Consider the following 10,804-nt stretch of genomic DNA (forward strand, 5'->3'; position numbering starts at 1 on the left):
GCGACCCGCCGCCCGCCGGCCTTGCGGGGCCGGGCGCACCGGCCCGGCCGCCGCGTCACCGCATTTCGACGACCGGCATCTGCCCGGTCCGGCTGGGCCGCAGCCCGGTGGCGGCGGCCGCCTCGACGGCAAAGCCGGTGAAGCCGGCCCCCGAGGGATAGGCGGTCATGCCGGGGGCGACGGCGATCACCACCCCGGTCGCCGGCGCCGTCCAGAGATTCTGGAACGAGACGATGCCGCGGCCGGTGTCGATCCGCTCGACGCCATGCGGGACCGGCCGGAGGCCCGGCTGGGCGCGCATCGCGGCACCGATCACCGCCAGGGGCGCAGCCCCGGCATGCAGGTAATTGCATTGCGGCCGCCCGCCCGCGCGGTTGAGATTCACGAAATCCCCGTTGGGCAGCCGATAGCTGGCCCTGCCAGCCTCGCGCCCCTCCATCCTGGCCCCTGCCGCCCGCAGCGCGGCCTCCGATCCGGCGAAATCCGGGCCATGGGCGACGCAGAAACGCTGCACCCCCGCCACCGCCGAGGCGATGCCGCCCCCCGACACCGCCGGGCCTGCCGGACCCTCCACGCAACCGGCAAGGGACAGGGCGGCGACCAGGCCGCAAAGCTTCAAGAATGCCTTCATGCCATCTTCCTTTCAAACCGCCCGCCGATCCCCGCAAAATCGCGGCACCCGGTCGCGCGCTTGCGCGAAGGGCCGCGAGCATGGCCACGAAACCACAGCGACGCGAGCCCGGCAATGATGGCCGGAAACCCGTCCCGCCGGCCACGGGGCAACAGCAGGCCGGGTGACAGCGGGCCGGGGCGTTGCCGGGCCGGGGCACGGCCGCCCCGGCAATCGCCGCCGACCCGGCCGGGAAGCACCGGGGCCCGTCCATCGGCGCCGGGCACCCGGAAACGGTCATTCGCCCGCATCCCTCCGGGGCAGTTCACCGGCCGCCTGCGCGCACCATCCCGCCGCATGGGCTTCCGAACGCGCCTCGCCCCGCGCCGCCGCGACGCCGCCCGACCGGCCCGAGCGGCGTCAGGCCCACGGCATCGGCGCGCAGCGTCCCTGGCGGACCTTCGCATGGACGACGCAATCGCGTGGCAGGTCTGAAAGGTTCGGCGCGTCCAGATAGCGGCGCAGAACACCTTCCCGGACCATTCCCGCCTTTTCCAGCACCCGCGCGGATGCGGCATTCTCGATGTCGCAGAACGCTTCGGCCCTGAAGATCGCCGGATGGGACAGCGCATGGGCAACAAGCCGGCGCATGATTTCCGACGCACATCCCCTGCCCCAGACCGAGGCTTTCAGGACATATCCGTAGTTCACGCGCGACCCGTGCACCCTGGCCCCGAACATGCCAAGCAGATCGCCCGGCCGTTCGCGATGGAACGCGGCCAGGCGGAAGCTTTCGCCCCGCTCCCAGGCATCCGAGGCCGCCTCAAGGAAGGCGGCCGTCTCTGCCACATCCTCATGCGGCTTCCATGCAAGGTATCTCGTGACGGCCGGATCGGCGGCATAGGCGGCCAGGATCGCCGCGGCGTCCGCGACCCGCACCCGCCTGAGCCGGTAGTTCTCGGTCTCGAACCGTTCCGGAAGGCAATGACGCTCGATCATGGCGGAACCCTGCGTTTGATGCTCGCGGCCTTGCAAGGGAGGGGTCCGGCGCGCGCGCTCCGCCCATGGCCCGGGTTGGCCCTGTCGGAATCGTCCAGCGCGGGCGCTGCCAGCCCCGTGGCCCGCTGCACGCCCTGTGTACGCTCGGTGCACGCGCGCTGCACATCTGTCACAGCGAAAAGCCCAGCATTTTCTGGGCTTTTCCCGAGATCGCCCGGCGACCGGCTCCGCCGCAACGCGCGCTGCCGTTGCGCGGCCCGGACATGGAAGCGTTGCGACGACGGCGCGCGGCCCTCAGCTGCGCAGCACGCCGCCGGTGGCCTTGCCGACCTTCTCGACGATCCTGGCGCTGACCGCCTCGATCTCGGCATCCGTCAGGGTCTTGTCCTTCGGCTGCAGCCGCGCGGTAATGGCGATGGACTTCTTGCCGCCCTCGAGCCCGGTGAACTGGTCGAAGACCGTCACCCGCTCGATCAGCGCCTTGTCGGCGCCGGCGGCGGCATTGACCAGCGTCAGCACCTCGACCTGGGCATCGACGACGAAGGCGAAGTCACGCTCGACCGCCTGCAGGTCCGACAGCAACAGCGCCGGGCGCGACGGCGTTTTCACCTTGGGCAGCGGCACCGCGGCGATGCGGACGGTAAAGCCGACCGCCGCGCTCTTGATGCCGAAATGCCGCAGCACGCGCGGATGGATTTCTCCGAAGGTTGCCAAGGCGTTGGGGCCCAGCGCGATATTGCCCGCCCGGCCCGGATGCCACCAGCCGTCCAGCTTGCGGTTGATCTGCGCCTTGGCGGGCGCGCCGATGGCGGCCAGCACCGCCTCGGCATCGGCCTTGGCGTCGTAGATATCCGCCTTGCGGCGCGAGCCATAGGGGTCGCGCGGCGCGGTGGCGCCAACGAGGAGGCCGGACAGGTGCAGGTCCTGCTCGCCCGGCTCGCCGCCGCTGAAAACCGGGCCGCATTCGAACAGCGCCAGGTCCTGAAAGCCGCGCGCCTGGTTGCGCGCCGCCGCCGCCAGCAGCCCGGGCAGCAGGTCGGGGCGCATATGCGTCATCTCGCTGCTGATCGGGTTCTCGATGCGGACGGCATCCGAGCCGCCGCCGAACAGCGCCGCCGCCTGCGCGTCGATGAAGCTGTAGGTGACGCATTCGTTATATCCCAGGCTCGCCGCCATGCGCCGCGCGGCCTGTTCGCGCCGCTGCATGGGTGTCAGCACCGGCTGCGGCACCCCCGCCTGCGGGCGCGGCAGCGGCTGGCCTTGCAGTTTCGTCAGGCTGGCGATGCGCGCCACCTCCTCGACCAGGTCGGCGCTGCCCTGCACGTCGGGACGCCACGAGGGCACGAAAGCCTGGTCGCCCTCTAGGCGGAAACCCAGCGCCGCCAGCGTGGCACGCTGCTCGTCCTCGGGAATGTCCATGCCGACCAGGCTGGAAATCCTTGCCGGTTCAATCCGGTAACTGCGGGTCGTATCCGGGACGGCCCCGGCGGTGACAACCTCAGAGGCCTCGCCGCCGCAGAGATCGAGGATCATCCGCGTCGCCAGCTCCAGCCCCGGCAGCGTGAATGCCGGGTCCACGCCGCGCTCGAAGCGGTAGCGGGCGTCGGAAGCGATCTTCAGCGCCCGGCCCGCCGCAGCGATGGCGATGGGATCCCAATAGGCGCTTTCCAGGAAGACGTTCACCGTCTCCTCCGAGCAGCCGCTATGCTCGCCGCCCATGATGCCGGCAATGCTTTCCGGGCCGGTCTCGTCGGCGATGATCATGGTGCCGGGGGCGAACGCATAGGTTTTGCCGTCCAGCGCCAGGAGTTCCTCGCCTTCGGCGGAGGGGCGCACCACCAGGTCGCCCCGGACCTTGTCGGCGTCAAAGACATGCAGCGGCCGGTTCAGGTCGAAGGTGAACAGGTTGGTAATGTCCACCAGGGTGTTGATCGGCCGCAGCCCGATGGCGGTCAGCCGCTTCTGCAGCCAATCGGGCGAGGGGCCGTTTCGGACGCCCCGGATCAGCCGGCCGCTGAAGAACAGCGCCTTTTCAGAGACTTCCGGCGCGATCACCACCTTGATCGGCGAGGCGAAGCTGCCGGGCACGGTCACGTCCGCGATCGGCTTCAGCCGGCCCAGCCCGCGCGCCGCCAGGTCGCGGGCGACGCCATGCACGCCCAGCGCGTCGGGGCGGTTCGGGGTGATCTTGATCTCGATGACCGGATCGACCGCCTCGGGGCGGTTCGCGGCCAGCCAGTCGACGAATTTCTCGCCCACCTCGCCCGAGGGAAGCTCAATGATTCCATTGTGTTCGTCGGAAAGCTCCAGCTCGCGTTCCGAGGCCATCATGCCATGGCTCTCGACGCCGCGGATCTTGCCAACGCCCAGGGTCACGTCGATGCCGGGCACGTAATCGCCGGGCTTGGCCAGCACCACGGTGATGCCGGCGCGGGCATTGGGGGCACCGCAGACGATCTGCTTCTCGCCCTCGTCCGTCAGCACCTTGCAGACCCGCAGCCGGTCGGCATCGGGATGCTGGACGGCCTCCAGCACCTTGGCAAGCGTGAATGATTTCAACTTGCTGGCCGGATCGGTCACGCCCTCGACCTCGAGGCCGAGATCGGTCAGCGCCTCGGTGATCTCGTCGAGGCTGGCAGTCGTGTCGAGATGCTCCTTGAGCCAGGAGAGGGTGAATTTCATGGGCGAGCGCTCCGTCGGTTTGGGCGTCCCTTAGCGCATGGCGCGGCGGATTGGTAGGGTCGTGCACCACCCCTGCCCCCTGGTCGCCGGTTTCCCAGCATTTGCCGGGGATCCGCGCGTGACCGGCGTACACCGCGCGTACACAGCCCGTGCACCGGGGGTCGGACAGCGGGCCTTGTCGGGATCGGCCGCCGCCCTATATGTGAATGAGATTAACATGGGCATGGGAGCCAATGGACACGCAACGGGAACTGCTGATCGAACAGAGGGTGGCGAATGACGCGAAATCGCCGCTGGTCGCCTATCTGCTGGCGATCCTGCTTTGGGGCTTCGGCGCGCATCGCATGTATCTGGGCCGCTGGGCCAGCGGCCTTGTCATGCTGGCGCTGTGGGGCCTGGGCTGGCTGACGGCGCCGATCCTGATCGGCTGGCCGCTGGTCGGGCTGGTCTGCCTCTGGGCACTGGTCGACCTGTTCCTGATCCCCGGCATGATCCAGGACGACAAGGACGAGATCCGCCGGCGGCTGGGTTCGGGCCTACGCTGAGGCTTCAGCCGGTGAACAAGCCCAGGGTGACGAAGACCGCCGCCGCCGCCAGCCATGCCGGCTTGTGCCGGTGGCCGAAGATGCCGAAGCCCAGGCAGGGCGCGGCAAGGAACCAAGGCCAGTGCCGCGCCAGCCCCGGCGCGGCGCCGCTGATCCAGCCCGGCGCCATCAGCGCCAGGACATAGCCGAGCAGCGCCAGCACCCCGAAATAGCAGGCGGCGGCCAGCCCGACCTCGAGCACGGCGCGCTCGGTCCGCTCCTCGTTCCAGCGATGCGGGCGGGTCAGGTAGCCGCGCGAGAGCGTCATCACCGTCACCGCCAGGAAGGTCGCCGCGGCGATGCCCAGCACCGGCAGCAGATAGGCCTGGGTGATGGCCGAGGCGACGGGCGCCCCTTCGGCCACCCGCCCGGCATCGACGAGGCCGAACAGGCTGATCGAGGCCATGAAGGCCGAGGCATAGGCGGTGAGCGTGGTGGGGTTCGACATGCTGGCCCTTTGCTGCTGGCGTGACGGAAGACTCGCGGTCGGGCGCAAGATAGCGGCGCGCGACGGGGCTGTCATCTGACAGGGACGTGGGCTGCGGCCTGGGCTGCGGCTTGCGGCCGGGGGCCGGCCGGCGCAGGTTGCAGGCAAGGCGGGAACGGAGGGCGCAGTGGAGACGGTTCTGGTTGTGCTGGGCGTGGCGGCGATCTGCGGGACGGCGCTGTGGCTGTGGCACCTGGCGCGCGATTCGCGACAGGGGCGGCTGATGATCGTGGCGCTGTGGGGCGTGCTGCTGGCGATGAGCCTGATCGCGGGCGAGCCCTGGGTGCTGGTGATGGGCGGCGCCACGGTGATGATGGGGCTGTGGGTTTATGCGACTTGGCGGTGGTGGTGAGCAAAGGGCAACGGGGCCGCAGGGCGGGCATGGTCGGCAGAGCTGTCGCGCGCAGAGCCGGATGCGGGCGTGACCATGCCGGGCGCGTGACGGGCCGGGACCGCGACAAAGGCGGGTATTGCGGCACCGATGCGGCATCGGCGTTGCGTCGGGCGATGGTGCTTGCTTCGGGGCCGCCTGGCGTGACCGTTCCGCTGCCGGAACAAGGGCAGCGCCCGCCCGGTGGGGGCATAGCCTCCGCCTTGGTCGGCGGGCGGGAGTGTCCGTCGTGTCACTGGCGGAAGGGTTGGCGCGCTGTCAGGTGGGCTGTTCGAACGGATGGCTGGCGGGTTGCTCGGCCGGCCGTTCGAAAGGATTGCTCGGCGCCGGCGTTGCGAAAGGGTTGCGACCGTTCGGACCCGTCTTTTTGATGCGCCAGCATTCGGAAACCATCTGCAGCGCCTGGGCACTTCCCTGCAGCGGCACCGGATACACATCGCCATTGGGAAAGATGATGTGCATTTCGCGGCCGCTTTTCATGCCGCTGAACAAGGCGCCATATTCCTCGGGTTTCGGCGAAATCATCATGGTCGACGCGGTGGGAAGGAGATCGTCGGCGCGGCGGCTGTTCGACCCGGCCACGCCGAAAAACGGAACGCCATCGATATTGATCAGCACCGGACCCAGCAACTGGCCCCAGGGAAAGGCGAAATCCTCATGGTGATAAACGATATCCAGTTCATCGCCATAGACCCGCAAGGTAATCCAGGCATTGCGGAATTCATGGGTCGCGGCGCAAGCCCTGATCGTGCCGGCACCGGAACCGTTGATATTCTCGAATTGCCCTGCGAAGCTGAGAGCAGCGAGAAAACTGCCAGGGCGGGGATGATGCTGCCGCGCCGTTTCATCATGCACCTGCGAACCAGTCAAGGTTCGCTGATCGCAACACGAAGCCGCCAACCGTTCAAGTTAACGCCTCAAACTTGAAGGATTCCTCTCAGCCTATCGCGACAGCCCACCCGCCACGCTGGGCACATCGCCCGCGGCAAAGCCGTAATGCCGCAGCCAGCGCAGGTCGCTTTCGAAGAAGGCCCGCAGATCGGGAATGCCGTATTTCAGCATGGCGATGCGGTCGATGCCCATGCCGAAGGCGAAGCCCTGCCACTGATCCGGGTCGATGCCGCCCGCCGCCAGAACCTTGGGATGCACCATGCCCGAGCCCAGGATCTCGAGCCAGCTTTCGCCCTGGCCGATGGTCAGCTTGCCGCCCTCCCACGAGCAGCGGATATCGACCTCGGCCGAGGGCTCGGTGAAGGGGAAATGGCTGGCGCGGAAGCGCAGCTCGACCTCGTCCACCTCGAAGAAGGCGCGGCAGAACTCCTCGAGCGTCCATTTCAGGTTCGCCATCGAGATGTCCTTGCCAAGCGCCAGCCCCTCGACCTGGTGGAACATCGGCGTATGGGTCTGGTCCATGTCCATGCGATAGACCCGGCCCGGGCAGATCACCCGGATCGGCGCGCCCGTCGCCTGCATGGCGCGGATCTGCACCGGCGAGGTATGGGTGCGCAGCACATGCGGCGGGCGCGGGTCGTCCGCCGCGCGCGCCATGAAGAAGGTGTCGTGCTCCTGCCGGGCGGGATGCTCGGGCGGGATGTTCAGCGCGTCGAAATTGAACCAGTCGCTTTCGATCTGCGGTCCCTCGGCGACGCGGAAGCCCATGTCGGCGAAGATCGCGGTGACTTCCTCGGTGACCTGGCTGATCGGATGGATGGTGCCCTGCGGCCGCGGCCGGCCGGGCAGCGTCACGTCCAGCCATTCCTCGCGCAGCCGTGCGTCCAGCGCCGCATCCTCGAGCCCCTGCTTGCGGGCGCGCAGCGCGGCGTCGATCTCGTCCTTGAGGCGGTTGAGCGCGGCGCCGGTGGTCTGGCGCTGCTCGGGCGTCATCCGGCCCAGTTCCTTCATCATGCCGCTGATCTCGCCCTTCTTGCCCAAGGCGGCAAGCCGCACCTGTTCCAGCGCCTCGCCGTCGGCGGCGGTCGCGATGCGGTCGAGATAGGACTGGCGAAGGGCGGTCAGGTCGGACTGGTCGGACATGGGCAGGTTTCCTTGCGGTTCGCGGGCCGATTAGCACGCGCAGGTCGCAGGGAAAAGCCCAGGGGAGGGCTTAGCGGGCGAAGGTCTCGGCCACCCGCTCGGCCGGGCGACACAGGCGCACGCCGCCGGGGCCGCAAACGAAGGGCCGCTCGACCAGCAGCGGGTTCTCGACCATGGCGGCCAGGATGTCCTCGTCGCTGGCCACGGTCAGGCCGCGCGCCTCGGCATCGGTGCCCTTGACGCGCAGGGCCTGGCGCGGGGTCACGTCAGCGGCGGCGAACAGGCCCAGAAGCTGGCCGCGGCTCCAGCCGTCGCGGGCGTAATCGACGATCTCGGGCTCGTGCCCGGCGTCGCGGATCATCTGCAAGACCTTGCGCGAGGTCGAGCAGGTCGGCTTGTGATAGATGGTGATCATGGCAGAGACTTTGGCGCGGGCCGGGCGGGGTTTCAAGGCCGTTCCGAGACCTCCAGCCACACGCCGCCATGCGGGCGCAGGGTCAGGATCATGCGCGGCTGCGGCCGGCGCGCGGTCAGGGCGAAGCGCAGGCGGGCGACCAGCGTGGCCAGGATGATCACCGCCTCCTGCAGGGCGAAGCTGGCGCCGATGCAGATGCGCGGCCCGGCGCCGAAGGGCAGGAAGGCGAAGCGGTCGCGGGTCACGCCGGGGGCGAAGCGGTCGGGGTCGAAGGCGTCGGGATCGTCCCACAGCAGGCGGTGGCGGTGCAGGGCATAGATCGGCAGCATGATGGTGTCGCCCGGCCGCACCTCGCGCCCGCCCAGGCTGTCGTGGATGCGGGCGGTGCGCGACAGGAAGGCGGCGGGCGGGTAAAGCCGCAGCGCCTCCTCGACCACCTGGCGGGTATAGGGCAGCCGCGGCAGGTCGGCGGCGGTGGCGGCGCGGCCGGCCAGCGCGGCCCGGGCCTCGACCGCGGCGCGGTCCTGCACCTCCGGGTCGAAGGCCAGCAGGTAGAGCGCCCAGGCCAGGGTCAGCGCCGTGGTCTCGTGCCCGGCGACAATGAAGGTCAGCAGGTTGTCGCGCAGCTCGGCCGGGGTCATGCGGCGATGCGTCTCGGGATCCTCGCCGGCGCGCAGCAGGTCCAGAAGGTCCGGCACCGGGCGCGGGCCCGAGCGCGCCCGGGCCCGGATCGCCTCGTCCGCGACGCGCTTCATCCGCCGCAGGTCGCCGCCGGAGACCAGCCGCCCCGGCCGCGGAATCCAGCCCGGCAGGCCCAGGATGTCCAGGACCGAGATGCGGGCCGCGCCGGCGATATAGGCGTCGATGGCCTGATGCACCGCGTCGCGGTCGAAGCCCTCGTCGCCGGAAAAGGTCACGTCCGAGATCACCGCGAAGGTCGCGGCCACGGTCTCGGCAAAGGCATCGACCGGGCCCTGCGCCGCCGCCAGCCGCCGGGCACTGGCCTCGGCGGCGGCAGTCATCACCGGGGCCAGCGCCTCAACATGGCGCTGGGCGAAGGCCGGCGCGGCGGCCAGACGCTGCCAGCGCCAATGCGCGCCCTCGGCCACGAACATGGAATTGCCCACCGCCGGCCCCAGGATCAGCCGGGTGACCAGCGATTTCGGATAGTCCTCGACCCGGTCCTTGAGCACCCGGCGCAGCGCCTGCGGGTCCATGACCATGTGCCAGCGCTTGCCGGTCTTGCCCGAAACCATGGGCTGGCGGGTAGCGATCTCGGGGATCAGCTCCAGCACGTTGCGCCGCGCGGTCATGGCGCTGGCGATCACCCCCATCGGCTGGCGATGCAGGGGCACGCGGGCGGGATAGCGGTCGGGCGACGGGTCCAGGGACATCGGCGGCAGAACCCGCCAGCTGCGGCCGCGGTTCCCGCGCCGGGTCCTCTTCACCATTTCCCCATTACTGGGGGGGGTGAGGAGCGAAAAACGTCCAGCGGAGCTTTTCCAGCAACGACCGGGGCGAAACGCCCGCACCGGAGCCGCCAGGCAAGCCCCTTGCCCGGGGGCCCGGCCATGAAAAAAACCCGCGCCGAGGCGCGGGTTTCCGTGTCTCTGCCAAGCCCGAAGGATCAGGCGGCGGCTTTCGCCTGCGCGACCACGGCGGCAAAGGCCTCGGGCTCGTGCACGGCCAGGTCGGCCAGGACCTTGCGGTCCACCTCGATCCCGGCTTTCGCCAGCGCGGCGATGAAGCGCGAATAGGTCATCTCGGCATCGACGGCGCGCACGGCAGCGTTGATGCGCTGGATCCACAGCGCGCGGAAGTTGCGCTTGCGCGTCTTGCGGTCGCGGGTCGCATACTGGTTGGCCTTGTCGACGGCCTGGGTCGCGGTGCGGAAGTTGCGCGAACGGTTGCCGTAATAGCCTTTCGCCGCGTCAAGAACCTTCTTGTGGCGGGCGTGGGTGATCTTACCCGATTTGACTCGTGCCATCTCCGGTTCTCCTTAGCGGTTGTAGGGCATGTATTTCTTGACGATCTTCGCGTCCGCGTCGGACAGGATCATGGTCCCGGTCACATCGCGGATGAATTTCGTCGAGCGCTTGATCATGCCGTGGCGCTTGCCGGCCGGGCCGGCCTTGACCTTGCCCGAGGCCGTCATCGAGAACCGCTTCTTGGCGGCCGCTTTTGTCTTCATCTTCGGCATTTTACTCTCCTTGCGGTCAGAGTGAACGCGCGACTCGGCAATGCCATTCGGCCGGCCGCACGGTGGAAGCGTGCCCTATAGGCGGACAGGCGGGCCTTGGCAAGTCCTCTTGCCCGGGCCCTGCTGGTCGGGCCTTACTGGCTGGGCTGAGCGCCGGTCGGATCCTCGGCCACCGGGGCGCCGGGCTGCGAGGCGGCGCCGTCGGCATTGCCCTGGATCGGCTTCTCGGCCTGGGGGGCCGGGGTCTCGGTTCCGGCTTCGGGTCCGGCGGCTTCGGTCCCGGTCGCCTCCGAGGGGATGGCGTCGGCTGGGTCCGGCGGCTCGGCGCCCGGCGCCTGCGCGGCCGGGGCCTCGGTCGCCGTCTCGGCCGGGGCTTCCGGGGCCGGGGCTTCCGGCGCGGCG

The 10,804-nt window shown here is 69.6% G+C and carries 12 protein-coding genes and 1 pseudogene; 2 read left to right on the plus strand and 11 right to left on the minus strand.

From position 1 onward, the window contains the following. Nucleotides 1-55 precede the first annotated feature (55 nt). The 3 genes from I9P22_RS21075 to pheT form a co-directional block, all read right to left on the minus strand. Nucleotides 56-631, minus strand: coding sequence for a hypothetical protein (locus I9P22_RS21075; protein ID WP_199261834.1), 576 nt, complete (start codon nt 629-631; stop codon nt 56-58). Nucleotides 632-1,030: 399 nt separating this feature from the next. Beyond that, nucleotides 1,031-1,609 (minus strand): GNAT family N-acetyltransferase, encoded by a 579-nt coding sequence (locus I9P22_RS21080; protein ID WP_199261836.1) that lies wholly within the window; start codon nt 1,607-1,609, stop codon nt 1,031-1,033. Nucleotides 1,610-1,903: 294 nt separating this feature from the next. Then, on the minus strand, nt 1,904-4,291 hold the full coding sequence (gene pheT, locus I9P22_RS21085; protein ID WP_199261838.1) for a phenylalanine--tRNA ligase subunit beta: 2,388 nt from the start codon (nt 4,289-4,291) through the stop codon (nt 1,904-1,906). Between the two features lie 233 nt (nt 4,292-4,524). On the opposite strand from pheT, the gene I9P22_RS21090 reads away from it, so the two are divergent. Beyond that, nucleotides 4,525-4,836, plus strand: coding sequence for a TM2 domain-containing protein (locus I9P22_RS21090; RefSeq protein WP_199261840.1), 312 nt, complete (start codon nt 4,525-4,527; stop codon nt 4,834-4,836). 4 nt (nt 4,837-4,840) lie between these two features. On the opposite strand, the gene I9P22_RS21095 is transcribed toward I9P22_RS21090, so the two are convergent. Further along, a complete protein-coding gene (locus tag I9P22_RS21095; RefSeq protein WP_199261842.1) occupies nt 4,841-5,323 on the minus strand; it encodes a hypothetical protein in 483 nt (160 codons plus the stop codon). A gap of 166 nt (nt 5,324-5,489) precedes the next feature. Between I9P22_RS21095 and I9P22_RS21100 the strand changes: the two genes are divergently transcribed. Beyond that, entirely contained in the window at nt 5,490-5,714 is a 225-nt protein-coding gene (locus tag I9P22_RS21100) for a hypothetical protein (protein ID WP_199261844.1), read from the plus strand. 297 nt (nt 5,715-6,011) lie between these two features. On the opposite strand, the gene I9P22_RS21105 is transcribed toward I9P22_RS21100, so the two are convergent. From I9P22_RS21105 to I9P22_RS21135, 7 genes and pseudogenes are all read right to left on the minus strand, one after another. Next, the gene (locus I9P22_RS21105) at nt 6,012-6,623 is read right to left on the minus strand and encodes a hypothetical protein (protein WP_199261846.1); all 612 of its coding nucleotides are present in this window, start codon (nt 6,621-6,623) and stop codon (nt 6,012-6,014) included. A gap of 72 nt (nt 6,624-6,695) precedes the next feature. After that, nucleotides 6,696-7,787, minus strand: a complete 1,092-nt coding sequence (gene pheS, locus I9P22_RS21110; RefSeq protein WP_408635216.1) for a phenylalanine--tRNA ligase subunit alpha — start codon at nt 7,785-7,787, stop codon at nt 6,696-6,698. A 70-nt stretch (nt 7,788-7,857) separates the two neighbouring features. Next, nucleotides 7,858-8,202, minus strand: coding sequence for an arsenate reductase family protein (locus tag I9P22_RS21115; RefSeq protein WP_199261848.1), 345 nt, complete (start codon nt 8,200-8,202; stop codon nt 7,858-7,860). Nucleotides 8,203-8,234: 32 nt separating this feature from the next. Then, nucleotides 8,235-9,596 (minus strand): cytochrome P450, encoded by a 1,362-nt coding sequence (locus tag I9P22_RS21120; RefSeq protein ID WP_199261850.1) that lies wholly within the window; start codon nt 9,594-9,596, stop codon nt 8,235-8,237. A 233-nt stretch (nt 9,597-9,829) separates the two neighbouring features. Then, nucleotides 9,830-10,189, minus strand: coding sequence for a 50S ribosomal protein L20 (rplT, locus tag I9P22_RS21125; RefSeq protein WP_011748559.1), 360 nt, complete (start codon nt 10,187-10,189; stop codon nt 9,830-9,832). 12 nt (nt 10,190-10,201) lie between these two features. Next, a complete protein-coding gene (rpmI, locus tag I9P22_RS21130; RefSeq protein ID WP_017998717.1) occupies nt 10,202-10,402 on the minus strand; it encodes a 50S ribosomal protein L35 in 201 nt (66 codons plus the stop codon). Nucleotides 10,403-10,536: 134 nt separating this feature from the next. After that, nucleotides 10,537-10,804: pseudogene (locus I9P22_RS21135) on the minus strand (cytochrome c1); the annotation flags it as partial.

The organism is Paracoccus binzhouensis (genome assembly GCF_016446475.1).
Taxonomy (GTDB): domain Bacteria; phylum Pseudomonadota; class Alphaproteobacteria; order Rhodobacterales; family Rhodobacteraceae; genus Paracoccus; species Paracoccus binzhouensis.